Source organism: Pseudomonas sp. Pseusp16 (genome assembly GCF_047324915.1).
Classification (GTDB): Bacteria; Pseudomonadota; Gammaproteobacteria; order Pseudomonadales; family Pseudomonadaceae; genus Aquipseudomonas; species Aquipseudomonas fluorescens_CD.
In genome coordinates, this window is record NZ_CP168522.1 from 848,059 (window position 1) to 872,431 (window position 24,373).

The following is a 24,373-nucleotide window of genomic DNA, read 5'->3' on the forward strand; positions in this document are numbered from 1 at the left end:
ACGGACAACTCTGATGAGATGACAACGAAGAAAGTGGGGAAAAGCGCTGGGCTATGACTGGCGCCTCTAAACAAGGTTCACGCCGCAGACGTGTCTATTTGAGGGCGAAGCCTTCAGTCCGACGAAGGGTGTCGACGGGCCTGTATGATGGGACTTTTTCGCCCCGTACAAGGATCAATCCATGGGTTTGAGCAAACGCGATCAGGCGCATATCGAACGGCGTCTGGCCGCCACCCTGACCGAAGCGTGCGAGACGGCCAAAGCGGAAATTGTCGGGTTTCAGTGGCTGACCCATGTCGTCGACTACGCCCGGTATCCGGCCAGCCTCAAGGTGGTTTGGGTCTTCGATACGCAGGCCAACAGGGAGCAGGCGCTGGGCAAGGGGCAGGGCGAACGCATGGTCGAATTCACCGCCATGGCCTTGGGTGAGGCACACGTTCAGGTTGGTCCGGTGGCAGCCCATGTGTTGTTCGACTCGGAAGAAGCCTGCCAGCGGGATAACGCCGGAAACTGGCAGCAACGGCTGTCACGCCAGCGCTAGGCTGGCTGATCGGTATTGACTGAAGCAGCTTCTGTCGCGACGTCCGGGGTTTCGCTCGGTCGCAACCTGAAGCGACAGACGTGCCCGCCACGCACCATGCATTCGCTGTGCTCGACTTCACCGCCGCCCAACGCACCGATCAAGGCCAGGTCCAGTTCGCAGACCACCGGATGGGCAGCGGCCAGGCGGTGGAAGACGCAGTTATGCGCGACGATTTCCGGGGTGCCGGCCGAGCGAAAAAACACTTCGGCTTCGTAGCCCGCCTGGTTCATGTGCTGCACGATCCTGGCTTCATCCACGACCTGTTGTTCACGCTCCAGAGCCAGCTTGCGGCCCATGTTGCGCATCAGCGTGGCCAGGGCATCAGGCCCGATGATGCCCGCCACTTCATCGATCAATACGCTGGCCAGTAGCTGATAGTGGCGAGGGAACTGCTCCCGCGCGTGGTCGGTGAGCCGATACAACTGCTCCGGGCGACGGCCCGTCGGACGGGTGTCGCCGCGCAGTACCAGACCGTCACGCTCCAGCGCCGCCAGGTGTTGGCGGATCGCCGTGCGCGTGACGGCCAGATGTTCAGCCAGATCGTCAATGCTCATGCCGCCCGCATGGTGCAGCAGCGCATTGAGCAGGTCTTGCTGTGTTCGGCCCAGTCCTTCCAGCATGGGGTGCCCTCGCGCGATATCAGAACTTGTCCGGGAATTGCTTGACCAGCGCGCCAGTCAACGCGTCGGCCAAGGCCAGGATGTGCGTACGCATCATCGCCCAGGTACGGGCCTCGCCGGCGTAATCGTGCGCGGCAAACTCATCGATCTGGGCAACGTGGTGACCGCCATGGGCCGACAACATGTTGACCAGTGTGGCTTCAGGCAGATTGGGGTTGGCGGTGGCCAGGAAAACCGCAATCGCCTTGGCATTGCTGGTCAGTTCGGTGACGGCGGCCTGCTTGCCCTTGGAATCTTTGGCCACCGTGGCATCGCTGTAGTGTTTCACCGCACCCCAATGGCCGGCAAGCAGCTTGAGCAATTGATCCGCCGCCGGTTGGCCGTAGAGCGGGGCGATGCTGTTGGCGATTTTGGTCGCGTTGTCGACGACCTGATCCGCCGCGACCTTGGCTTGCTTCTTGTCGGCGGATTGATTGGCCATCGCGTAGTTTCTGATCCAGAAAACGTGTTCGACCCAAAGGTCGCGCAGGGCCAGGCGCGTGGTCAGCGCGGGGCTGTCGGCAGCGGCGGGGGAGGCCGCGGGTGAGGCGGTGGGCGTCTGGCTCCAGACCGGTTGCGCACACAAAGCCAGCAGGAGCAAAGCCAGGGTTTTGATATTCATGACGGCACCCTCTGAGAGTGGGAACATTCGACAATATCAATATAGGCATAAAAATATGTTTTTATTAGTCTGCGGCAAAATCCCGGATCAACGGTCGTATTTCGTCATGGGAAAAGGCAGGTTGCGCTCAGGTATTACAGGCCTTCACGCAGACGTTTGAGGTAGTCGGGGCTTTCGCTGATCGAGTTATGTCCCGTCCCCGCAATGACCTGCAATGACGCCACACCAGGGGTGAAGTGACTCAACAGGCGCTCGGTGCTCGAGCGCGGAATCACCTCGTCATGCTCGGCCGCTATCAACACCGTCGGCACCGTAATGCGGGCGGCGTACTGCCAGGACTGGTATTTGTCCTTCAACAGCCAGCGCACCGGAAACCAGCGGAACTGACGGGTGGCGAGCTCTTCGAGGCTGTTGTAGGGCGTGATCAGCACCAGCCGTGCCACCGGGCGCTGGCTGGCCAGGCGCACGGCGACCCCGGAACCCAGGCTGCGTCCGACCACCGCCACATGCGGATGGGTGGCATGCACCTGGTCGAACAAGGCCAGGGCATCACGGGCGATAGCCTCTTCCGAAGGCGAGCCGGAACTCCCGCCATAGCCACGGTAATGCAGCAGGTACAGCGCATGGTCAGGGAACGCTTGCGTGAACCCGGGCAGGTTGCGCGAGACGTCTTCGGCATTGCCGCCGAAATAAATCAGCGCGTCGGGGCCCTCGTGAGGCCGAATGGTGACCAGCACCCGTGCGTCGGCGATCGGCAGTGTGAGCAGGGTAGCGGCTGTGCCAACGGCGCGCGGCTGCGGGTAATAAATCAGCGCCCGCTGAAACACGAACAGCGCCACGCATAGCGCCAGGTACAGCGCAGCGACGATGACGACGAGTAACACCAGGGTGCGCGACATTCGGCTAACGTTAGTGGGCGGCATTGACTGCTCGGGGTTCGAAAGTGGCTGGCGCCGCAAGGCTTTCTGAGTGTAGTCAATCGACCCTTGGCGCGGGTTATCCGGGTTGTCGGTGCAACATGTCTGATCCGGGCGACTGGTGAGAAGCGTTTTATGAGCCATCCTGTGGGTTACACCCGTAGAGAAATACTCACGCTGGCTGCCGGTGCTTCGGCGGTCTTCACGTTCGGTCCGGCGGGATCTCAACCCGTGCCGTCGACGGGAACAGGAGGCGAGACCATGCAGACCCGTGCCATTCCTTCCAGCAAAGAGTCCTTGCCGATCGTAGGATTGGGCACTTATCGCGGATTCGATGTGGAGCCTTCGCAACCGGCTTACAAAGACTTGCCCGCGGTGCTGGACGCGTTGTTCGACAAGGGTGGCAAGCTGATCGACAGTTCGCCGATGTACGGTCGCGCCGAACAGACGGTCGGCGAACTGCTGTCGATCCATGAGCCGCGCTCGCCGGCGTTCCTGGCCACCAAGGTGTGGACCCGGGGGCGCGAAGAAGGCATCGCGCAGATGGAACAATCCTTTGCCCTGTTGCAGACCGACCGGATCGACCTGATGCAGATCCACAACCTGCTGGATTGGCAGACTCATCTGCCGACATTGCGCCACTGGAAGGAAACAGGGCGCATTCGCTACATCGGCATCACCCATTACACGGCGTCGGCCTATGAAGAAGTGGAGGCGGTACTCAGGGCCGAGCCAGTGGATTTTTTACAGATCAACTACGCCCTGGATGATCGCGGTGCCGAGAAGCGCCTGCTGCCGTTGTGCCGTGAGCTTGGCGTGGCGGTGATCTGCAATCGGCCGTTCGGCGGTGGCGACTTGCTGGCCAGGCTGAAGGACAAGCCGCTGCCAGGCTGGGCGGCGCAAGTCGGGGTCAAGAGCTGGCCGCAACTGGCGCTGAAGTTCCTGCTGTCGCATTCGGCGGTGACGTGCGTGATTCCGGGTACCGGCAACCCGCGCTACATGGCGGAAAATGCCCGCGCCGGATTCGGCCCGATGCTGACCGATGCCCAGCGTCAGCAACTGATTGCACTGGTGGGGTAGCGACTCTGCCAACGGAGCCCGGCGAGTCCCGGAACCTCTCCTATACTGTCTCGCGACCATGCCGTTGAAAGCGTATTCGTTGCCCTGACGGCGTCCCTGTCCATCACTGCAAGGAGATCGAACATGGCTATCCGCATTGGCGATGAAGCACCGGATTTCACCGCCGAAACCACCGAAGGCACCCTCAACTTTCACCAATGGATCGGCGACGGGTGGGCCATCCTGTTTTCCCACCCCAAGGATTTCACCCCGGTGTGCACCACCGAACTGGGGTACCTGGCCAAACTCAAGCCGGAATTCGACAAGCGCAACACCAAGGTCGTCGGCCTCAGCGTCGACCCGGTCAGTGATCACCAGCGCTGGGTCGGTGACATCGCCGAGACCCAGGGCAACGCGGTCAACTATCCACTGATCGGCGACGAAAACCTGGTGGTGGCCAAGCTCTACGACATGATCCATCCCAATGCCAGCGGCGGCGCGCGCACGGCGGTGGATAACGCCACGGTGCGTTCGGTGTTCATCGTCGGCCCGGACAAGAAGGTCAAGGCCATGCTGATCTACCCGATGAGCGCCGGGCGCAATTTCGATGAAGTGCTGCGCCTGCTCGATTCCCTGCAACTGAATGCCAAACACACCGTCGCCACGCCAGTGAACTGGCGGCCGGGTGAAGACGTGATCATCCCGACTTCGGTGTCTGACGAAGATGCGAAGAAGAAGTACCCGGATGGCTTCAAGACCCTGAAACCGTATCTGCGGACCGTGGCTCAGCCGAAGTAACTGCGCAGGTCTCAAGATCGCCTTCGCGAGCAAGCCCGCTCCCACATTGGATCTGCGTCGTACACAGAGCCAATGTGGGAGCGGGCTTGCTCGCGAAGAGGCCGGCCCTGCTACCCTCAAATTCTGGTCAAACCAGATACTTTTTAAACCACCCCAACGTTCGTTCCCACGCCAGTTTCGCCGCCGCTTCGTCGAAGCGCGGTGTGGAGTCGTTGTGGAAACCATGATTGCAGCCCGGATAAATGTAGGCCTCATAGGTCTTGCCCCCGGCCTTCAACGCTTTCTCAAAGGCCGGCCAGCCTTCGTTGATCCGCGTATCCAGCTCGCCATAGTGCAGCATCAGCGGTGCCTTGATGCGGGGCACGTCTTCGGTAGCTGGCTGGCGACCATAAAACGACACGGCGGCCCCCAGTTCCGGATAGGCCACGGCAGCGGCGTTGGTCACGCCACCACCGTAGCAGAATCCGGTGATGCCAACCTTTCCGCTGGCGGCAGGGTGTTTCATCATCCATTCAACGGCCGCGAAAAAGTCGTTCATCAGCTTTTCCGGGTCGACCTTGACCTGAAGCTCGCGGCCCTTTTCGTCATTGCCCGGATAACCGCCGACCGAACTCAGGCCGTCCGGGGCGAGGGCGATGAAACCGGCCTTTGCCAGCCGCCGGGCCACATCTTCGATGTACGGGTTGAGCCCGCGGTTTTCGTGCACAACCACCACTGCCGGCACTTTGCCGGTGGCCTTGGCCGGACGCACCAGATACCCGCGAACCTGGCCGTGGCCCTTGGGCGACGGGTAGGTGATGTACTCGGCAACAATCTCCGGATCGGTGAACGAGATCTGTTCGGCCAGCGCATAGTTGGGGCTCAGCGCGGCGAGCAGGGCGCCGGCGGTCATGCCTGCAAAGGCAAATAGCGCCGCTCGATCAAGAAACTCCCGACGGTCGATCTTGCCGTGGGCGTAGTAGTCGTAGAGTTCCAGCAGTTCGGGGGCAAAGTCTTTCGCAGTTAGACGGGGCATTGCTGCAACTCCTCTCGGCTGGTTTAACACAGCCCCCTTGTGGGAGCGGGCTTGCTCGCGAAGGCGGTGTATCAGACACATGGATGTCAGATGTGCCACCGCTTTCGCGAGCAAGCCCGCTCCCACAGGGGTCCAGGATAAAGTCAAAATCTCATTTCAGGCTCTGCGCACCGGCCTTCGCAATTTGCGCATCCTGCTCAGGCTTGACGCCCGACACCCCGACAGCGCCAATCACCTGGCCATCGAAAACAATCGGCACGCCACCCTCGAGCGAAGTCAGCAAGGGTGCTGACAGAAAAGCGTAGCGCCCACCGTTGATCATGTCCTCATAGCTTTTCGATTCGCGCCGCCCGAGGGCCGAGGTACGGGCCTTTTCGGTAGCGATATAGGCGCTGCCCGGCGCGCAGCCGTCGAGGCGTTCGAGGGCCAGCGGGTGGCCGCCGTCATCGACTACCACGATGGTCACGGCCCATTGATTGGCCTGTGCTTCGGCGCGGGCGGCTTTGATGATCTGGCTGACTTCGGTCTGGCTCAGGACGGCTTTGCGGTTCATGGGCATCTCCGGGATTCGGTTAAGGCAGGGCAGCTTCGACCAGTTCGATCCAGTGCCGCACCGGGGTTCGGCCCGCGCCATCGAGGTGCGCCTGGCAGCCGATGTTGGCTGTGACAATGACCTCGGGATGGCCACTTTCCAGGGCGTTGAGCTTGTTGTCGCGCAGTTGCCGCGACAGTTCGGGCTGGGTCAGCGAGTAGGTGCCCGCCGAACCGCAGCACAGGTGCCCGTCGGGAACGGACGTCAGGTTGAAACCGAACCCGGTCAGCAGTGCTTCCACGGCACCGCCGAGTTTCTGCCCGTGCTGCAAGGTGCAGGGGCAATGGAAGGCCAGGCGTTGCGAGGCGTGGATGCCGAGTTGCTCCAGCGGTTCGTCGCGCAACACTTCCACCAGGTCCCGGGCCAGCGCACTGACCTTTTTTGCCTTGTCGGCATAGGCCGGGTCACTGGCGAGCAGGTGGCCGTAATCCTTGATGAAGGCGCCGCAACCGCTGGCCGTCTGCACAATTGCTTCGGCACCTTTTTCGATGCTCGGCCACCACGCGTCGATGTTGCGCCGGGCGCGATCGAGGCCGGCGGCCTGGGCGTCCAGGTGATAGTCCACGGCACCGCAGCAACCGGCTTCGCGGGTCGCGATGACGCTGATCCCCAACCGGTCCAGCACCCGCGCCGCCGCGGCATTGGTGTTGGGTGACAGGCTGGGCTGCACGCATCCTTCGAGCATCAGCACCTGACGCTCACGCACGGTCATGGGCCGCGGCTTGGCCGGGTAGACCCTGCGCGGCAACTTGCTTTGCAGGGGGCCGGGCAGCAGCGCACGGAATACCTGACCGCTATTGACCAGACTCTTGAACAGATCGGGATGCGGCACGGTCTGACGCAACCCCTCGCGCAACAGGCGCTGACCGAGCGGGCGCGGCACCGCCGCATCGACCACCGCCCGGCCGATGTCCAGCAGGTTGTGGTAATCGACGCCCGACGGGCAGGTGGTTTCGCAGTTACGGCACGACAGGCAGCGGTCCAGGTGCTGTTGGGTCTTTTGCGTGACTTCGTTGCCTTCCAGCACTTGCTTGATCAGGTAGATGCGGCCCCGTGGTCCGTCCAGTTCATCGCCGAGCAATTGATAGGTCGGGCACGTGGCATTGCAGAACCCGCAGTGCACGCAGGTGCGCAGGATGCTTTCGGCTTCTGCGGCGCGGGGCAGATGGCTGGCGTTTTCACTCAAGGTCGTCTGCATGGTTCAAAGCTCCGCGTACAGGCGTCCGGGGTTGAAGATGCCCCGTGGATCGAGCTGTTGTTTCAGGTTGCGGTGATAACGCATCAGGGCCGGGGGCAGCGGCTGGAACGGGGTGTCGGTCAGGCCGTGGCTGAAACAGGTGGCATGGCCGCCGACCTCGTCGACGACCTGGCGGATGAACGCCGCTTCGGCATCGGATTTCAACCAGCGCTGGGCGCCTCCCCAGTCGAGCAACTGGCGACCCGGCAACGTCAGGCATGGCGTGTTGTGTGGCAGTGACAGGCGCCAAAGCGGCTGGTCTTGATCGAAGAAACTCAAGCGCTGCTCGTTGAGATCGTCCCAGTATGAAGCGTCCAGCCGTTCGCCACCGAGGCGGTCATGGGCCGCCGCCACCGAACCTTCACCGCCCTCGAGCCGCAGGTGCAGGCGTGAACCGTCGTGACAGGCGGCACTGATCGGCAACGGTTGCTGGCCCCATTCCGCCAGGCGCAGCAAGGCCTGTGCGGTGTCCATTTCCAGGCTGATACTGAGGCACTGCCGGGGTTTGGGCAGCACTTTGAGCGAGACTTCGGTGATCAGCCCGAGGCAGCCGTAACTGCCGGCCATCAGGCGCGACAGGTCGTAGCCGGCGACGTTTTTCATCACCTCGCCACCGAAGCGCAACAGCTTGCCTTGCCCGGTGATGACCCGCGTGCCAAGTACGAAATCGCGCACCGAGCCGACCCAAGGACGCCGAGGTCCGGACAGCCCGCAGGCGATCATTCCGCCGACTGTGGCACCGTCGCCAAAGGCCGGCGGTTCGCAGGGCAGCATCTGTTGCGCGGCATCGAGCACCTGCGTCAGCTGCGCCAACGGCGTGCCGCAACGGGCGGTGATCACCAGTTCGGTCGGGTCGTAACTGACGATGCCGCGGTGCGAGCGGGTATCGAGAATTTCCCCGGCCGTGGCACGGCCGAGGAAGCCCTTGCTGTTGGATCCCTGGATGCGCAACGGCGTGGCGTTTTCCAGCGCCTGGTTGACCTGTTCCAGCAGCGACTGGCTGTCATCGAAATCTTCAGGGCCGCGCATCAGAAACGCTCCAGCTCAGGGAAGGGCAATTGCCCGTCATGAATGTGCATGGCACCGAATTCGGCGCAGCGGTGCAGGGTCGGAATGTTCTTGCCGGGGTTGAGCAGGCCGCTCGGGTCGAAGGCGGCTTTGATGGCATGGAACAGGGTCAGCTCATCGCTGTTGAACTGCGCGCACATCTGGTTGATCTTCTCGCGACCCACGCCGTGTTCACCGGTGATGCTGCCGCCGACTTTCACGCACAACTCCAGAATCCTGCCACCCAGGGCTTCGGCCCGATCAAGTTCACCGGGTTGATTGGCGTCGAATAGAATCAACGGATGCATGTTGCCGTCACCGGCGTGGAACACGTTCGCCACCCGCAGGCCGTATTCGTTCGAGAGCTCGGCGATGGCCTGCAGCACGCCGGGCAGTTCGCGACGGGGGATGGTGCCGTCCATGCAGTAATAGTCCGGCGACAGGCGGCCCACTGCCGGGAAGGCATTCTTGCGCCCGGCCCAGAAACGCACGCGTTCGGCTTCGTCTTTCGCCTGACGCAATTCGATTGCGCCGGCCTGTTGCAGTACCTGGCGCACCCGCTCGCAGTCATCCTGGACATCGGCTTCCACGCCATCGAGCTCGCACAGCAGAATGGCCTGGGCGTCCACCGGATAACCGGCGTGGATGAAGTCCTCGGCGGCGCGGATGGCCAGGTTGTCCATCATTTCCAGGCCTCCGGGGATGATGCCGGCAGCGATGATGTCGCCGACGGCACGGCCGGCTTTTTCCACGGAGTCGAAGGCTGCCAGCAGCACTTTGGCGGTCTGCGGTTTGGGCAGCAGCTTGACCGTGACTTCGGTGATGACCCCGAGCAGGCCTTCGGAGCCGGTGAACAGCGCCAGCAGGTCGAAACCGGGGGCATCGAGGGCGTTGGAGCCCAGGCTCAGGTGCTCGCCGTCGACGGTGAGGATGTCGACCTTCAGCACGTTGTGCACGGTCAGGCCGTATTTCAGGCAGTGCACGCCACCGGCGTTTTCCGCCACGTTGCCGCCGATGGAACAGGCGATTTGCGAGGACGGATCCGGCGCGTAATACAGGCCGAACGGTGCCGCCGCCTGGGAAATCGCCAGATTGCGTACGCCGGGTTGAACCCGCGCAGTACGGGCGGCGGGGTCGATGTGCAGGATGTTGTTGAAGCGCGCCATCACCAGCAGCACGCCTTTCTCCAAAGGCAAGGCGCCACCGGACAAACCGGTGCCCGCGCCACGGGCCACGACGGGGACGTGCCGTTCATGACAGACGCGCAGCACCCCTTGCACTTCGTCGATGTATCGGGGCAGCACCACCAGCATCGGCGTGGTGCGATAGGCCGAGAGCCCGTCGCATTCGTAGGGCTTGAGTTCCTCCTGGTGATGGAGGATTTCCAGATTCGGCAAGCGGGATTTCAGGGCGTGCAACAGCGCCTGCCTGTCGACGTCGGGCAGGGCGCCGTCAACGCGTTCATCGTAGAGAATGTTCATGGGTTGACGATTCTCGCTGGAGGCCACTGACCTTCATCATTGGCCTGAGACGGCCGGCTGTCCATGGGATGTTTGTCCGCACGACGGACCATTCATTCAATAAAAACCACTCGCCAATGTGGGAGCGGCGGTGCGGCGATCCGACTTGCTCGCGAAGAGGGAGTGTCAGTCGAAGACATTGCCGTCTGACACACCGCCTTCGCGAGCAAGCCCGCTCCCACAGGGATCAGGCTCAAGCAGAATGACGCGTGTATTCGATTTAATGTCCTCCCACCACCATATGGCTGAACGGCGCGACGTAGGCCTGCAACGTCACCAGTCCACCGACCAGTATCGCCAGCACGATCGAGTGGAAGAACACGTAGCGCAGGATTTCCCCTTCATGGCCGTACCAGCGGGTGGCGGTGGAGGCGACCACGATCGACTGGGCGTCGACCATCTTGCCCATGACCCCGCCGGAACTGTTGGCGGCGGCCATCAACACCGGGCTGATGCCCAACTGTTCGGAGGTCACCCGTTGCAAGCCGCCGAACAGCACGTTGGACGCCGTGTCCGAACCGGTCAACGCCACGCCGAGCCAGCCGAGCAGGGTGCCGAACATGGGGTAGAAGATGCCCGTCGCGGCGAAGGCCAGGCCCATGGTCGCATCCAGGCCGGAGTAGCGCGTGAGGAAGCCCAGGGCAAGCATTGCCGCAATGGTGATCAGCGAGTAGCGCACCACCCACAGGGTGCGCAGGTACTGGTGGATCAGTTGCGGGATCGAGTAACCCATCAGCAAGCCGCCGACAATCGCCGCCAGCAGAATGCCGCTGCCGGTAGCGGTGAACCAGGTGAACTTGTACACCGCTTCCTCGGGTTTCGGCGCCGCCACCACCGGCGGGACCTTTACCACTTGCAAGTGCAAGGTACTGAACGTCAAGACCGGCGCAAACACCGGGTTCGCCTCGCGCAATGGTTTACCCTGGGGGTCGAGTTTGGCGGCGCTGGTTTGCGGGTCGATGGCAGGGCGGGTGTCGAAGGTGTTCTTGAAGCCCTGGGTGCCCCAGATGAAGACGAAGATCGTGAGGATGATCCACGGCATCCACGCACGCATCACTGCCGGTTTTGCCTCATTGGCAAAGGTTGCAGTCGGTACCGGCTTTTCGTCGTGTTCGGCGTCGATCTTCGAGTTGTCGACCCGTCCGGACAGGGCGGCGGAGGTGTGTACCGTGGCCGGTTTCCACACCCTGAGGAAACCGGCCAGGCAGGCCATGGAAATCAGTGCGGCGATCACATCCACCAGCATCGGCCCGTGATAGTTGGACACGAGGAACTGCGGCACGGCAAAACTGACCCCGGCCACGAGGATCGCCGGCCAGATTTCCAGCATCTTGCGCCAGCCGGCAAAGGCCCAGATCAGCCAGAACGGCACCAGTACCGAGAAGAACGGCAACTGCCGGCCGACCATCATCGACAGCTCCATTTCATCCAGCCCGGTGACCTTGGCCAGGGTGATGATCGGCGTGCCGAGGGCGCCGAACGCAACAGGGGCGGTGTTGGCGATCAGCGCCAGACCTGAAGCGGCGAGCGGCGAAAACCCCAGCCCGATCAGAATCGCGCCAGTCACCGCCACCGGCGTACCGAAACCGGCCGCTCCTTCGAAAAACGCACCGAAGCAGAAGGCGATCAGCAGCAATTGCAGGCGCCGGTCATCGGTGATGCGCGCCAGGGAGTCTTGCAGCACCTTGAACGAGCCGTTCTCGGTGGTCAGGCGGTGCAGGAAGATGATGTTCAACACAATCCAGCCAATCGGCAGCAGACCGTTGGCTGCACCGAACAGCGCCGCGGAGCCTGCCATGTTTGCCGGCATGCCGAAGGCGAAGATCGCGATCAGCAAGGCCGAGGTCAGGGCGAGCAACGCCGCCAGGTGCGCCTTGACATGGAAAAAAGCGAGGGACGCCAGCATCACCACCACCGGTACGGCGGCCATGATGGTTGAAAGCACCGGATTGCCGAACGGATCGTAGACTTGCTGCCAGACCATGTTCCACCTCTGCTTTTTATTGTTGAACGTGCAGATCCCCTGGGGGGGAGGTGGTCTTGAGTATAGGTGGCATTGCGCCGCTGTCAGGGCTGGCCTCTGGTCCAGCAGGTCTACGCAGTTGCGGGGGCTGAGCTAGCATTGCCGGTAGACTCGCAATCCACAGGCGGGAGGAAAGCAGCAATGACTGAGCGCCATGAGGTCCACAAGGAAACGCTGTCGAACGGATGCCGGATTGAAGTCAAGGCCGAGATATTGAAGGACGGTTCATTGGGCATGTTCATTGGTGTCTATTGGCCGGACGGCACCGTCATCAATGAGAACCACGATCCACGGCCGCACATGATGGACATGGAGGCGGCGATGGATTGGGGGATCGATATTGCCAAGGGGATTGGCAACAGCCAGCGAACGTTGTGAGCGCTTCCCGTTCGAGCCCGGGTGACCGGCGGTCGCTGTCAGAACCCGAACGAACGGGCCGAGCCTTTTGCAAGCTCTACATCCAGTAGATGCTCGACCAGCACGTCATTCAGAAAACGGAACTGATCATTGAGCCCGACCACTTCGTTGCTGAAGTGATGATCGGCTGCCGGAATCAGCAACGCCTCGAAATTTTTGTCGAACATCAGAGTCAACTCTTTACGTGACTCGAATTCCTGCGCGTAGAAATTGTTGCCGAACAGCGGAAAATGCACGGCGAGGGTGACGGAGTGAATCATGACATTTGCTCCTCGCTCAGGACGTACCAGGAAAACACACCCAATGTGAACGCCGTCAGGGCCAGGCAGGTCAGCAGATGGATCAGCATGATATTCCCCTCCGATTCGGGGTTTCGTGTTGGCTTGGGATTGATCCTACGCTGACGGCCATCAAGCGGAAGGCAATCGCGGCGATGGTGATTATCGACGCAAGTGATGGTGGTTTTTGCGCTGTTGATGCGGGCCCCTTCGCGGGCAAGTCGGATCGCCGCACCGCCGCTCCCACCCTGATCGGCGGTGAATCTGTGGGAGCGGGCTTGCTCGCGAAGGCGGCCTCAAGGGCGCCGCCACCTATACTTGAATCATGGGTTACGCGTGTCGGGCATTTCGCCCGGTGCACACTCCAGGAAGCCGCCATCTTGAACCTGCGTTCGCTGATCATTGCCGTGCTGGTGGTGTTGGCGGGGTGTGCTACGCCTGTGCGCGCGCCAGTGGAAGTGGCACCGGTCATCGTCGTTCCTGCCAGCACCTGGCAACAAGTGGACCGGGAGATCGTCGCCGCGTCGCAGGCGGCGACCGAGGAGACCAAAATCTACGCCCGCGGCGCCATGGAATACTGGCGCACACGGGTCTATGAATTGACCGAACAGAATTTCATTCCGTGGTTCAGCAGTTACTGGACCCAGGAATGGCTGTCGATGAAGGTCAGCTGGTACACCATCAGCGCCAAGGGTGAGCAGGACGCCGTGGAAAAACACCTGGCGGCGTACTTGCTCGAAGCCTATCAGGAGAAGGTCCTGGCCCCGGCGGCCGTGGAAGTCGATCCCGATGCGATTCTCGGCCTGGCAGCGGCGTTCTATATCGATATCCTCAAGGAAGAGCTGCAGAAAATCTCCCACCGCCACGGCGTGCCGATGGCCCAGCTCAACGGGCGCATCCAGAAAGTCCCGGCCATCGCCCTCGGGCCTCCGCCGACGAGGGACGCCTCGTTGTACCAGGTCGTGCACACCGAACCGCTGAACTCCTTGCCGGCCTTCGCCGCGCTGATCGACAAAGTCCATAAGGCCGGTGGCGACAAGGGCGTGGGCTCGACCGATACCGCGATGGCGCCGGTGGCCAGGCGCGCCAGCCGGCGCATGGAAGCCGAGATGGCCCCGCGCGGGGCCGCCAGCGCCGTGGCCGCAGCGACCGGGAAACTGGCCGGTGGCTTGATCACGCTAGGGGTGGCTGGCATTCGCGCATTCATCCAGGCCTTTGACCGGCCCGATAGCGAGGCGCTGATTCGCCGTAGCCTGGGCAATACCTTCGACAAGGCCTGGACCAAACTGGTGCAGAGCCCGACCAGCGGCGTCATGGCCGCCACGCTTTACATGGCGGCGCAGATCGAAGGCAGCCTGGCGGACCGCACTGCACCGCCGGTCGGTTTGGGCACCGGCACTGTCGATCGGACGCCAGCGCAACCGACTATCCAGCAGCACACCCCATGACCCAAGGAGAGCACTCATGTCTTACGTCGATGGTTTTATCGCTGCCGTACCCACCGCCAACCGTGAGCAATACATCAAACATGCCGAAATCGCCGCTTCGATCTTCAAGGAAAACGGTGCCTTGAGCGTGGTCGAATGCTGGGGCGAAGACGTGCCGGAGGGCAAAGTCACATCGTTCCCGATGGCGGTGAAACTCAAGGACGGCGAAACCGTGGCTTTTGGCTGGATCATCTGGCCGGACAAGGCCACCCGTAATGCCGGGATGGACAAGATGATGCAGGACCCGCGCATGCAGCCGAACGTCAATCCGATGCCATTTGACGGTCAGCGCCTGGTGTACGGCGGGTTTGAAATACTCCTCAAAGTCTGACGCCAGCCTTGGGATCACTCCGGCGTCGGGGTGATCCTGCAACTCTTGCGCTTCTGAATCTCGTCGTCCGTCGGCCGCTCGCGGATGAATTCGAAGCGCGGCTCACCCTCGCTGTAATGCACCAGCCAGCCCCATTCCAGCTTGAGTTCGTCCTGACCTGGCTCGGGCGGTCTGGCCCACCATGGCTCTTTGCTGAGGATCTGTCGCATGGTCCCCTCCGCTTTTTCGGGATGCTAGAACTATAACGCGCCTGCCGGACGGTGCCAGAAATGCGCTGGCCGGTACGCGAGGGTTGAGTACACTCAGGCAGTCTTCCCAAGAGGTGTCCGGCATGAGCGACGAATCCCGCGAGCCGTTCAAGCGTCTGTTCTTTGCGCTCGATTGCGCTCCTGCCCAGCGCCGGGACATCGCCCAGTGGCGCAGTGCGCTGCAACTGCGCAACGGGCGGCCAGTGCCGGCGGAAAACTTTCACCTGACGCTGAAGTTTCTGGGGGCGGTGGGTGTGGCGCAGATTGCCGACATCTGCACCGCTGCGGCGTCCATCCGCACACCGGGCGAGCGCTTGACGGTGGTACTGGACCGGCTGGACGTGTGGCGCAGGGCGGGGGCGCTGGTGCTCGCGCCGGAGCAGGCGCCCCCGGCATTGCTGCGATTGGTGTATGCGCTGGAACAGGCGATGTTGCCGTTCGGTCTGGAGGAAGCACCCAGGGAATACCGTCCGCACCTGACCCTGGCACGGCAGTATCGGGCGCCGGTGCCGGAGTCCGCGACCGCGCCGCAATTTTTCCTGCGTGCCGACCGCTTCGCCCTGTTCGAATCCCACAAAGGCCGCTATCGGACTCTGGCCGAATGGCCTTTGATTGATCCCCAATAAAAAGGGCGCCCGAAGGCGCCAAACTTCACCTTGACCGAGGGAGCCCAGGTGAGGCCGTTCTACTGCAGGAGAGGCAGCGGTGGTAAGGCGCTGCGTGAACGGAAAAGGTTGGAACACCACCACTCCTTGTGGGAGCGGGCTTGCTCGCGAAGAGGCCATCACCTTCAATATTAATGGTGGCTGGCACACCGCTTTCGCGAGCAAGCCCGCTCCCACACTTGATCGGTGGGGTTCTGGATTACTGGCCCAACTTCACCTTGGTCCAGCCACGGGTCATGATCCGCTGGATGGCGATCGGCTGGTCTGGCACGGCATAGAGCGTGGCCATCACCGCTTCCGGCGGGTAGGAGCCCGGATCGTTGCGGATCGCTTCATCGACCAACGGCGTGGCCGCCGCGTTGGCGTTGCTGTAGCCGATGTTGTTGGTGATGTCGGCGATCACGTCGGGGCGCATCAGGAAGTTCATGAACAGGTAAGCGTTCTCGACGTTGGCGGCATCGCGGGGGATGGCGAGCATGTCGTAGAAACTGGCGGCGCCTTCTTTCGGGATGCTGTAGTCGATCTTCACCTTGTCCCCGGCTTCCTGGGCGCGGGCCTTGGCCTGCAGCACGTCGCCGGAGTAACCCACGGCCACGCAGATGTTGCCGTTGGCCAGGTCCGAGATGTATTTCGACGAATGGAAGTACGCCACGTTCGGGCGAATCTTCATGAACAGCGCCTCGGCTTCGGCGATGTGCTGTTTGTCCTGATCGTTCACCGGGTAGCCCAGGTAGTGCAGGGCGGTCGGGAGCATTTCTGTCGGCGAGTCGAGGAAGCTGATGCCGCAGGCTTTGAGCTTCTCGGCGTTTTCCGGTTTGAACAGCAGGTCCCAGGAATTGGTCGGAGCGTTGCTGCCGAGCACTTCCCTGACCTTCTGCGGGTTGAAGCCGATGCCGATCGAGCCCCACATGTACGGGATGGCATGAGCGTTTTCGGGATCGCTCGCGGAGGCGTTCTTCAGCAGCACCGGGTTGAGGTTTTTCCAGTTCGGCAGCTTCGATTTGTCCAGCGTCTGGTAGACGCCGGCCTTGATCTGCTTGGCCAGGAAACTGTTGGACGGCACGACGATGTCGTAGCCGGATTTGCCCGCCAGCAGGCGTGCTTCAAGGGTCTCGTTGCTGTCGAACACATCGTAGGTCACCTGGATGCCGGTCTCGTCTTCAAACTTCTTGACGGTATCCGGGCCAATGTAATCCGACCAGTTGTAGACGCGCAGAACCTTGTCATTGGCCTGGGCGCCAGTGGCGATCGCGCCCAATAAGGACAGTGTCAGCAGAGTCCTGCCAAACATTTTCATCGGTACAACTCCATTTCTTTTCTTATTCAAATCACACAGTAAATAAGCTTTCACGCTCCTTGTAGGAGCGAGCTTGCTCGCGAAAAACTCAAGGACGACGCGTTCATTCAGATAGCCCGCGTCATCGTTGATGGCCATCGCGAGCATGCTCGCTCCTACAGGGGGCGGCCTCAGGCCGCTGCTTCTGCCATTTGCTTTTTCGGTTGTTGCCAGGATTCGCTGGCGGTCTGGTCCATGGCTTCCTGGATCGCGCGCTTGCGGCTTTCTTCGGCACGACGGCTGAAGTACCAGACCATGAAGGTCACGATCGACACCGCCAGCAGAATCAGGCTGGCCACGGCGTTGATCTCGGGCTTCACGCCCAGACGCACCGCCGAGAACACTTCCATCGGCAGGGTCGTGGAACCAGGTCCCGACACGAAGCTCGCCAGCACCAGGTCATCCAGCGACAGGGCGAAGGACATCATGCCGCCCGCCGCCAGTGACGGCGCGATCATCGGGATGGTGATCAGGAAAAACACCTTGAACGGCTTCGCACCCAGGTCCATGGCCGCTTCTTCGATGGACAGGTCCAGTTCGCGAAGGCGGGCGGAGACTACCACCGCCACGTAGGCTGCACAAAACGTGGTGTGGGCGATCCAGATGGTGACGATGCCGCGTTCCTGCGGCCAGCCGATCAGCTGCGCCATGGCCACGAACAGCAGCAACAGCGACAGACCGGTGATCACTTCAGGCATCACCAGCGGCGCGGTGACCAGGCCACCGAACAGGGTACGACCCTTGAAGCGTGTCACGCGGGTCAACACGAACGCGGCTAACGTCCCTAGTGCGACTGCTGCGACGGCGGTATAGCAGGCGATTTCCAGCGAGCGCACCACCGAACCCATCAGTTGCGAGTTGTCGAGCAGGCCGGCGTACCACTTGATCGACCAGCCACCCCACACCGTCACCAGCTTCGAGGCGTTGAACGAGTAGATCACCAGGATCAGCATCGGCAGGTAGATAAACGACAGGCCGAAAATCAGCATGAACTTTGAAAATCCGAAGCGTTTCATCCCCGTGCCTCCATCTCTTTGGCCTGGCTGCGGTTGAACAGCAGAATCGGCACAATCAGGATCAACAGCATTACCACCGCCAGGGCAGACGCCACCGGCCAGTCGCGGTTGTTGAAGAACTCTTGCCACAACACACGGCCGATCATCAGGGTTTCCGGACCGCCGAGCAGTTCAGGAATCACGAACTCACCGACCACCGGAATGAACACCAGCATGCAGCCGGCGATGATGCCGTTCTTGGCCAGCGGCACGGTGATTTTCCAGAAGCTGTTGAACGTGCTTGAACCCAGGTCCGATGCGGCTTCCAGCAGGCTCTGGTCATGCTTGACCAGGTTGGCGTACAGCGGCAGCACCATGAACGGCAGGTACGCGTACACCACGCCGATGTAGACGGCAGTGTTGGTGTTGAGGATCTCGATCGGGTGCGACGTCAGGCCGGTCCACATCAGGAACGCGTTGAGCAGACCGTTGTTGCTGAGGATGCCCATCCACGCATAGACGCGGATCAGGATCGCGGTCCAGGTCGGCATCATGATCAGCAGCATCAGCACGTTCTGCGCTTCCTTGCTGGCCTTGGTGATGGCGTAGGCCATCGGGAAACCGATCACCAGGCACATCAGGGTGCTGAACAGCGCGACCTTCAACGAACCCAGGTAAGCGGAGAGGTACAGCTCATCTTCGCCCAGCAGGGAATAGTTGCCGATGTTGAGCAACAGCTGGAATTTCTGCTCGGCGTAGGTGTAGATCTCCGAGTAGGGCGGAATGGCCAGGGCCGCTTCCGAGAAGCTGATCTTCATCACCAGGAAGAACGGCAACATGAAGAACAGGAACAACCAGATGAAGGGAATCCCGATGACGAACTTGCGCCCGCTGGGGACCAGTCTCAGAAATTGCTGATTGAAGGTTTTCATGCGCGCAGTACCACGCCGCTGTCGTCTTCCCACCACACGTAGACCTGATCGTCCCAGGTCGGACGTGCGCCACGGCGTTCGGCGTTGGCCATGAACGACTGGACGATCTTGCCGCCAGGCAGCTCGACGTAGAACACCGAGTGGCCGCCGAGGTAGGCGATGTCATGCACCTTGCCGCTGGACCAGTTGTAGCGGTTCTCCGGCTTGACGGTGCTGACCAGCAGTTTTTCCGGGCGGATCGCGTAGGTGATCGATTTGTCCTGCACCGAGGTGCTGACGCCGTGGCCGACGTAGATCTTCTGCTCCAGGTCCGGGCTGTGGATGATCGCGTGACCTTCCAGGTCTTCAACCACGGTGCCGTCGAAGGCGTTCACGTTGCCGATGAATTCGCAGACCATGCGGCTGACGGGGGCTTCATAGATGTCGACCGGGCTGCCGATCTGGGCGATCCAGCCCAGGTGCATGATCGCGATGCGCTGGGCCATGGTCATGGCCTCTTCCTGGTCGTGGGTCACCATCACGCAGGTAACGCCCACGCGCTCGATGATTTCCACCAGCTCCAGCTGCATTTGCGAGCGCAACTTCTTGTCCAGGGCGCCCATCGGTTCGTCGAGCAGCAGCAGCTTCGGACGCTTGGCCAGGGAACGGGCCAGGGCCACGCGTTGACGCTGGCCGCCGGACAGTTGGTGCGGCTTGCGCTTGGCGTATTGGGTCATGTGCACCAGCCGCAGCATCTCCTGCACGCGGGCTTCGATTTCGGCCGCTGGCAAACGGTCCTGCTTGAGGCCAAAGGCGATGTTCTGCGCCACCGTCATGTGCGGGAACAGCGCGTAGGACTGGAACATCATGTTGATCGGTCGTTCGTACGGCGGCATGTCGGTGATGTCGACACCGTCGAGCAGAATCCGGCCTTCGGTCGGGCGCTCGAAACCGGCGAGCATGCGCAGCAGGGTCGATTTGCCGGAGCCGGAACCACCGAGCAGGGCGAAGATTTCACCCTGGTGGATTTCCAGGGACACATCGTCCACCGCGGTGGTTTCGTCGAATTTCTTGGTGACGCGATCGACTTTCACCAACACCTTTTTCGGTGCCTGGTGACCTTCAATAGCCTTCCTGTAGATGCTGGAGGCGTTTGCCATGTGAAACTCCCAACAGGTTTCAGTCGCCAGGCCAACACGGCCCGGCTTAATAGTGGATTGCAAACCCGGTGGCGGGTGTGACACGCAACCTGTGGGAGCGGGCTTGCTCGCGAAAGCGGTGTATCAGATAACAATGGTGTCGACTGACACTCCGCCTTCGCGAGCAAGCCCGCTCCCACATGGAACGTGCTTGCCTGACCCAAACCGCTCGGGTTTATTCGGCGCCGCCATCCTGGCTGCCTTTCGTACTTGTTGTTATTGCAGTGTGTTGTTGTCGCGGGTGACGGACGCGCAAAGGCACGCCCGCCCGACCCGCGGGGGCAGAAAATCGTTTGTCAGTGTTTTTTCGTCAGCCCGAGTGACGCAGCGCTGCCCGTTGCCGGCAGGCTTCGCCGAACGCCTGGAAAATACTCAAATAAGGAGGGTTGTTCAGGACTTGCCATTCCGGGTGCCATTGCACGCCGAGGGCGAAGGCCTTGCTGTTCTCCACCGACACCGCCTCGATCAAGCCATCGGGTGCGACGGCTTCGGCACGCAGGCCGGGCGCCAGGCGGTCGATGCCCTGGCTGTGAATCGAGTTGACCTGGAACACCGCCGGCAGGTCCAGCGCTTCGAACACGCCGCCGGGCTGCACACTCACCCCATGGGCCGGCGCGTATTGCACGGCCAGGTCCGGGTGACTGGCTTCACGGTGATCAAGGAAGCCTGGGAGTTCATGGACTTTTTGATGCAGGCTGCCACCGAACGCCACGTTCATTTCCTGGAAACCCCGGCAGATGCCGAGGACCGGAACGCCGGCTGAGATGGCTGCGCGGATCAGCGGCAGGGTGGTGCGGTCCCGTTGCGGATCGTGCTCCGTACCGGGGGCGCTGTCCGGGCCTTGATAGTGGAAGGGTTCCACGTTCGACGGCGAGCCGGTCAGCAACAGACCGTCGAGCTGCGGCAGCAGGTCATCGATTTCGGTCAGGTCGCCTAAGGAAGGAATAACGACAGGCAGCCCCAGCGCCGCGACGCTGACAGCACGCAAGTACTTGTCGCCGCTGATGTGGTAGGGGTGCAGGCCAATCTGTTTGACGCACGCAGTAACGCCGATCAATGGCTTGAGTGCCATTTTTATCACCTCGAAGTTTCACACTTGAACGAGCTTTTCCGGAGCTTAGCCTTGTTGATTTTAATTAACAACTCTCATGTAAAAAATTCTAAACGCCGCACGTCCGATCTTCAGGGTTTACGCGTGTTTGAGGGCTTGTCTGGCACTCTCGTCCTTCTGAGAGGCCCGAAAATAAACGCTGAACGGCTGAGTGTTCGCTATTGACTTCACTTTGCCTTTCGGATTGACTGGGCTCGTGAAAGGGCGGTGAACATAATAATTAACAGTAAAAAATAGGTGCATCATGTCGGTCCCTCTGCGTGCCGTTCAACTCAACGAAGCAAACGCATTCCTTAAGAAACATCCTGAGGTTTTGTACGTCGACCTTCTGATTGCGGATATGAACGGTGTGGTGCGCGGCAAGCGCATCGAGCGCACCAGTCTTCATAAGGTTTACGAGAAAGGCATCAACCTGCCGGCGTCTCTGTTTGCTCTGGACATCAACGGTTCCACGGTGGAAAGCACCGGCCTGGGTCTGGACATCGGCGACTCCGACCGGATCTGCTACCCAATCCCGGGCACCCTGAGCATCGAACCCTGGCAGAAGCGCCCGACTGCGCAACTGCTGATGACCATGCACGAACTCGAAGGCGAGCCATTCTTCGCCGATCCGCGGGAAGTGCTGGCCAATATCGTGCGCAAGTTCGACGACATGGGCCTGACCATCTGCGCCGCGTTCGAACTGGAGTTCTACCTGATCGACCAGGACAACGTGAACGGTCGTCCGCAATCGCCACGTTCGCCGGTATCGGGCAAGCGTCCGATGTCGACCCAGGTGTACCTGATCGACGACCTCGACGAATACGTCGACTGTCTGCAAGACATCCTTGAAGGCGCGAAAGAGCAGGGCATCCCGGCTGACGCCATCGTCAAGGAAAGCGCCCCGGCGCAGTTCGAAGTCAACCTGCACCACGTGGCTGACCCGATCAAGGCGTGCGACTACGCGGTCCTGCTCAAGCGTCTGGTGAAGAACATCGCCTACGACCACGAGATGGACACCACCTTCATGGCCAAGCCGTATCCGGGCCAGGCAGGTAACGGTCTGCACGTGCACATTTCGATTCTCGACAAGGAAGGCAACAACATCTTTGCCAGCGAGGATCCCGAGCAGAACGCCGCGCTGCGTCACGCGATCGGCGGTGTGCTCGAGACCCTGCCGGCGCAGATGGCGTTCCTCTGCCCGAACGTCAACTCGTACCGTCGTTTCGGCGCGCAGTTCTATGTGCCGAACTCACCGAGCTGGGGCATCGACAACCGCACCGTGGCTGTCCGTGTACCGACCGGCTCAAAGGACGCCGTACGCATCGAGCATCGTGTAGCCGGTGCCGACGCCAACCCGTACCTGCTGATGGCTTCGGTATTGGCGGGCGTGCACCACGGCCTGACCAACCAGATCGAACCGGGCGCTCCGGTCGAAGGCAACAGCTACGAGCAGAACGAGCAAAGCCTGCCGAACAACCTGCGCGATGCCCTGCGCGAACTGGACGACAGCGAAGTCATGGCGCGCTACATCGACCCGATGTACATCGACGTGTTCGTGGCGTGCAAGGAAAGCGAGCTGGCCGAGTTCGAGAACTCCATCTCCGACCTTGAGTACAACTGGTACCTGCATACCGTTTAAGACGGATCACACCGATCAACTGTGGGAGCGGCGGTGCGGCGTTCCGACTTGCTCGCGAAGACGGCGGCACAGTCAACACTGATGTCGCTTGATACACCGCCTTCGCGAGCAAGCCCGCTCCCACAGGGGACCGTATTTCCAAGGTCGTAATTGGTTGGCGTTCAATCCGGCGACCACCTATTCCCCTGCGTCGAGTCACAACCATGACAAACACTCGCAGCGATTGGGAGCAACGCTTCCAGTCCCTCTCCATTGAAGGTCGCGCATTCATTGACGGCCAATACTGCGCGGCCGCCAGTGGCGCCACGTTCGAATGCATCAGCCCGGTAGACGGTCGTTTCCTGGCAAACGTCGCCAGCACCGACGAAGCTGACGCCAATGCGGCGGTCGCCGTGGCGCGCCGCGCGTTCGAGTCCGGCGTCTGGGCCAACCTGGCCCCGGCCGAGCGCAAGCGTGTCCTGATCCGTTTTGCCGACCTGATTCTGGCAAACCGTGAAGAACTGGCCCTGCTCGAAACCCTCGACATGGGCAAGCCGATCAGCGATTCCATGAGCATCGACATTCCAGCGACCGCCAACGCGATCCGCTGGACCGCCGAAGCCATCGACAAGATCTACGACGAAGTCGCCGCCACACCCCAGGATCAGCTTGGCCTGGTGACGCGCGAAGCAGCCGGCGTGGTCGCGGCTATCGTGCCGTGGAACTTCCCGTTGATCATGGCCAGCTGGAAATTCGCTCCGGCTCTGGCGATGGGCAACTCGTTCATCCTCAAGCCTTCGGAAAAGTCTCCGCTGACCGCGATCCGCATCGCGCAGCTGGCGCTGGAAGCGGGCATCCCGAAAGGCGTGTTCAACGTCCTGCCGGGCTACGGCCACACCGTCGGCAAGGCGTTGGCGCTGCACATGGACGTCGACGTGCTGGCCTTCACCGGCTCCACGGCGATCGCCAAGCAACTGATGATCTACGCCGGGCAAAGCAACATGAAACGCGTCTGGGCCGAAGCGGGGGGCAAGAGCGCCAACGTGGTGTTTGCCGATGCGCCGGATTTGCGCGCGGCAGCACAGGCCGCAGCCGGTGCCATTGCCTTCAACCAGGGCGAAGTCTGCACCGCCGGTTCGCGCCTGCTGGTGGAGCGCTCGATTCGCGAGCAGTTCATCCCGCTGCTGGTGGAAGCCCTGCAAGCCTGGAAGCCGGGCCACGCCCTCGATCCTGCGACGACCGTCGGCGCGGTCGTCGACCAGCGTCAACTGGACAACGTGCTGCGCTACATCGGTATCGGCAAAGAGCAGGGCGCTCAGTTGATCGCTGGCGGCAGCCGCACCCTCGAAGACACCGGTGGCCAGTACGTGGAACCGACGATTTTCGACGGCGTGACCAATGCCATGACCATCGCCCAGGAAGAAATCTTCGGCCCGGTGCTGTCGGTCATTACCTTCGACACCGCTGAAGAAGCTCTGGCGATTGCCAACGACAGCATCTACGGCCTGGCCGCAGGCGTATGGACCAGCAACCTGAGCAAGGCCCATACCTTCGCCCGTGCCCTGCGTGCCGGCAGCGTCTGGGTCAACCAGTACGACGGCGGCGACATGACCGCGCCGTTCGGCGGGTTCAAGCAGTCGGGTAACGGTCGGGACAAATCGCTGCACGCGTTCGACAAGTACACCGAACTCAAAGCGACCTGGATCAAGCTCTAAGACCTTTT

At 61.6% G+C, this 24,373-nt stretch carries 25 protein-coding genes; 9 read left to right on the forward strand and 16 right to left on the reverse strand.

Annotated elements, in window-relative coordinates; genetic code table 11:
- Positions 1 to 181: 181 nt before the first annotated feature.
- The gene (locus ACEN8Q_RS03715; RefSeq protein ID WP_413427553.1) at positions 182 to 541 is read left to right on the forward strand and encodes a hypothetical protein; all 360 of its coding nucleotides are present in this window, start codon (positions 182 to 184) and stop codon (positions 539 to 541) included.
- Here the strand turns inward: ACEN8Q_RS03715 and ACEN8Q_RS03720 are convergent.
- From ACEN8Q_RS03720 to ACEN8Q_RS03730, 3 genes are all read right to left on the reverse strand, one after another.
- Positions 538 to 1,203, reverse strand: coding sequence for a helix-turn-helix transcriptional regulator (locus ACEN8Q_RS03720; protein WP_413427554.1), 666 nt, complete (start codon positions 1,201 to 1,203; stop codon positions 538 to 540). The two genes, ACEN8Q_RS03715 and ACEN8Q_RS03720, sit on opposite strands and share 4 nt — an antisense overlap.
- Before the next feature lie 19 nt (positions 1,204 to 1,222).
- Complete coding sequence (locus ACEN8Q_RS03725) at positions 1,223 to 1,864, reverse strand: hypothetical protein (protein ID WP_413704546.1); 642 nt, start codon at positions 1,862 to 1,864, stop codon at positions 1,223 to 1,225.
- A gap of 134 nt (positions 1,865 to 1,998) precedes the next feature.
- The gene (locus tag ACEN8Q_RS03730) at positions 1,999 to 2,787 is read right to left on the reverse strand and encodes an alpha/beta hydrolase (protein WP_413704547.1); all 789 of its coding nucleotides are present in this window, start codon (positions 2,785 to 2,787) and stop codon (positions 1,999 to 2,001) included.
- Between the two features lie 129 nt (positions 2,788 to 2,916).
- Here ACEN8Q_RS03730 and ACEN8Q_RS03735 point away from each other — a divergent pair, with 129 nt between their 5' ends.
- Both ACEN8Q_RS03735 and ACEN8Q_RS03740 read left to right on the forward strand, forming a co-directional pair.
- Entirely contained in the window at positions 2,917 to 3,861 is a 945-nt protein-coding gene (locus tag ACEN8Q_RS03735; protein WP_413704548.1) for an aldo/keto reductase, read from the forward strand.
- Between the two features lie 123 nt (positions 3,862 to 3,984).
- Entirely contained in the window at positions 3,985 to 4,638 is a 654-nt protein-coding gene (locus ACEN8Q_RS03740; protein ID WP_413704549.1) for a peroxiredoxin, read from the forward strand.
- A gap of 127 nt (positions 4,639 to 4,765) precedes the next feature.
- On the opposite strand, the gene yghX is transcribed toward ACEN8Q_RS03740, so the two are convergent.
- The 6 genes from yghX to ACEN8Q_RS03770 all read right to left on the reverse strand — a co-directional run bounded on the left by yghX (position 4,766) and on the right by ACEN8Q_RS03770 (position 12,033).
- Positions 4,766 to 5,653: a YghX family hydrolase gene (gene yghX, locus ACEN8Q_RS03745; RefSeq protein WP_413704550.1), complete on the reverse strand. Its 888-nt coding sequence runs from the start codon at positions 5,651 to 5,653 to the stop codon at positions 4,766 to 4,768.
- 151 nt (positions 5,654 to 5,804) lie between these two features.
- Positions 5,805 to 6,206 carry a heme-binding protein gene (locus ACEN8Q_RS03750; RefSeq protein ID WP_085717966.1) on the reverse strand — a complete coding sequence of 134 codons (402 nt, stop codon included), beginning with the start codon at positions 6,204 to 6,206 and terminating at the stop codon, positions 5,805 to 5,807.
- A 19-nt stretch (positions 6,207 to 6,225) separates the two neighbouring features.
- Complete coding sequence (glcF, locus tag ACEN8Q_RS03755; protein WP_413704551.1) at positions 6,226 to 7,443, reverse strand: glycolate oxidase subunit GlcF; 1,218 nt, start codon at positions 7,441 to 7,443, stop codon at positions 6,226 to 6,228.
- 3 nt (positions 7,444 to 7,446) lie between these two features.
- A complete protein-coding gene (gene glcE, locus ACEN8Q_RS03760; protein ID WP_413704552.1) occupies positions 7,447 to 8,511 on the reverse strand; it encodes a glycolate oxidase subunit GlcE in 1,065 nt (354 codons plus the stop codon).
- Entirely contained in the window at positions 8,511 to 10,010 is a 1,500-nt protein-coding gene (gene glcD, locus ACEN8Q_RS03765; protein ID WP_413428653.1) for a glycolate oxidase subunit GlcD, read from the reverse strand. Before glcD ends, glcE begins: the two co-directional genes overlap by 1 nt.
- A 259-nt stretch (positions 10,011 to 10,269) precedes the next feature.
- Positions 10,270 to 12,033: an L-lactate permease gene (locus ACEN8Q_RS03770; RefSeq protein WP_413704553.1), complete on the reverse strand. Its 1,764-nt coding sequence runs from the start codon at positions 12,031 to 12,033 to the stop codon at positions 10,270 to 10,272.
- A gap of 180 nt (positions 12,034 to 12,213) precedes the next feature.
- Here ACEN8Q_RS03770 and ACEN8Q_RS03775 point away from each other — a divergent pair, with 180 nt between their 5' ends.
- Complete coding sequence (locus tag ACEN8Q_RS03775) at positions 12,214 to 12,450, forward strand: hypothetical protein (RefSeq protein WP_413428655.1); 237 nt, start codon at positions 12,214 to 12,216, stop codon at positions 12,448 to 12,450.
- 38 nt (positions 12,451 to 12,488) lie between these two features.
- Here the strand turns inward: ACEN8Q_RS03775 and ACEN8Q_RS03780 are convergent, their stop codons facing one another.
- Entirely contained in the window at positions 12,489 to 12,749 is a 261-nt protein-coding gene (locus ACEN8Q_RS03780; protein ID WP_413704554.1) for a hypothetical protein, read from the reverse strand.
- A gap of 398 nt (positions 12,750 to 13,147) precedes the next feature.
- Between ACEN8Q_RS03780 and ACEN8Q_RS03785 the strand changes: the two genes are divergently transcribed.
- Both ACEN8Q_RS03785 and ACEN8Q_RS03790 read left to right on the forward strand, forming a co-directional pair.
- Positions 13,148 to 14,215, forward strand: a complete 1,068-nt coding sequence (locus ACEN8Q_RS03785) for a hypothetical protein (RefSeq protein ID WP_413428657.1) — start codon at positions 13,148 to 13,150, stop codon at positions 14,213 to 14,215.
- Positions 14,216 to 14,231: 16 nt separating this feature from the next.
- Complete coding sequence (locus tag ACEN8Q_RS03790; protein ID WP_413704555.1) at positions 14,232 to 14,585, forward strand: DUF1428 domain-containing protein; 354 nt, start codon at positions 14,232 to 14,234, stop codon at positions 14,583 to 14,585.
- Positions 14,586 to 14,599: 14 nt separating this feature from the next.
- On the opposite strand, the gene ACEN8Q_RS03795 is transcribed toward ACEN8Q_RS03790, so the two are convergent.
- A complete protein-coding gene (locus ACEN8Q_RS03795) occupies positions 14,600 to 14,794 on the reverse strand; it encodes a hypothetical protein (RefSeq protein WP_413704556.1) in 195 nt (64 codons plus the stop codon).
- 122 nt (positions 14,795 to 14,916) lie between these two features.
- Between ACEN8Q_RS03795 and thpR the strand changes: the two genes are divergently transcribed.
- Positions 14,917 to 15,459 carry an RNA 2',3'-cyclic phosphodiesterase gene (gene thpR / locus ACEN8Q_RS03800; RefSeq protein WP_413428660.1) on the forward strand — a complete coding sequence of 181 codons (543 nt, stop codon included), beginning with the start codon at positions 14,917 to 14,919 and terminating at the stop codon, positions 15,457 to 15,459.
- Between the two features lie 238 nt (positions 15,460 to 15,697).
- Here thpR and ACEN8Q_RS03805 read toward each other — a convergent pair whose 3' ends face one another.
- From ACEN8Q_RS03805 to ACEN8Q_RS03825, 5 genes are all read right to left on the reverse strand, one after another.
- The gene (locus ACEN8Q_RS03805; protein ID WP_413426881.1) at positions 15,698 to 16,795 is read right to left on the reverse strand and encodes a polyamine ABC transporter substrate-binding protein; all 1,098 of its coding nucleotides are present in this window, start codon (positions 16,793 to 16,795) and stop codon (positions 15,698 to 15,700) included.
- 170 nt (positions 16,796 to 16,965) lie between these two features.
- The gene (locus ACEN8Q_RS03810) at positions 16,966 to 17,850 is read right to left on the reverse strand and encodes an ABC transporter permease subunit (protein WP_413426879.1); all 885 of its coding nucleotides are present in this window, start codon (positions 17,848 to 17,850) and stop codon (positions 16,966 to 16,968) included.
- Positions 17,847 to 18,761, reverse strand: coding sequence for an ABC transporter permease subunit (locus ACEN8Q_RS03815; RefSeq protein WP_413704557.1), 915 nt, complete (start codon positions 18,759 to 18,761; stop codon positions 17,847 to 17,849). The genes ACEN8Q_RS03810 and ACEN8Q_RS03815 overlap by 4 nt, the downstream gene beginning before the upstream one ends.
- Positions 18,758 to 19,900: a polyamine ABC transporter ATP-binding protein gene (gene potA, locus ACEN8Q_RS03820; protein WP_111286908.1), complete on the reverse strand. Its 1,143-nt coding sequence runs from the start codon at positions 19,898 to 19,900 to the stop codon at positions 18,758 to 18,760. Before potA ends, ACEN8Q_RS03815 begins: the two co-directional genes overlap by 4 nt.
- Positions 19,901 to 20,249: 349 nt before the next feature.
- Positions 20,250 to 21,011, reverse strand: a complete 762-nt coding sequence (locus ACEN8Q_RS03825; RefSeq protein ID WP_413704558.1) for a gamma-glutamyl-gamma-aminobutyrate hydrolase family protein — start codon at positions 21,009 to 21,011, stop codon at positions 20,250 to 20,252.
- Positions 21,012 to 21,294: 283 nt separating this feature from the next.
- On the opposite strand from ACEN8Q_RS03825, the gene ACEN8Q_RS03830 reads away from it, so the two are divergent.
- Both ACEN8Q_RS03830 and ACEN8Q_RS03835 read left to right on the forward strand, forming a co-directional pair.
- On the forward strand, positions 21,295 to 22,671 hold the full coding sequence (locus ACEN8Q_RS03830; protein WP_008019695.1) for a glutamine synthetase family protein: 1,377 nt from the start codon (positions 21,295 to 21,297) through the stop codon (positions 22,669 to 22,671).
- A gap of 203 nt (positions 22,672 to 22,874) precedes the next feature.
- Positions 22,875 to 24,365, forward strand: a complete 1,491-nt coding sequence (locus ACEN8Q_RS03835) for an aldehyde dehydrogenase (protein ID WP_413426873.1) — start codon at positions 22,875 to 22,877, stop codon at positions 24,363 to 24,365.
- The last annotated feature ends 8 nt before the right edge of the window (positions 24,366 to 24,373 follow it).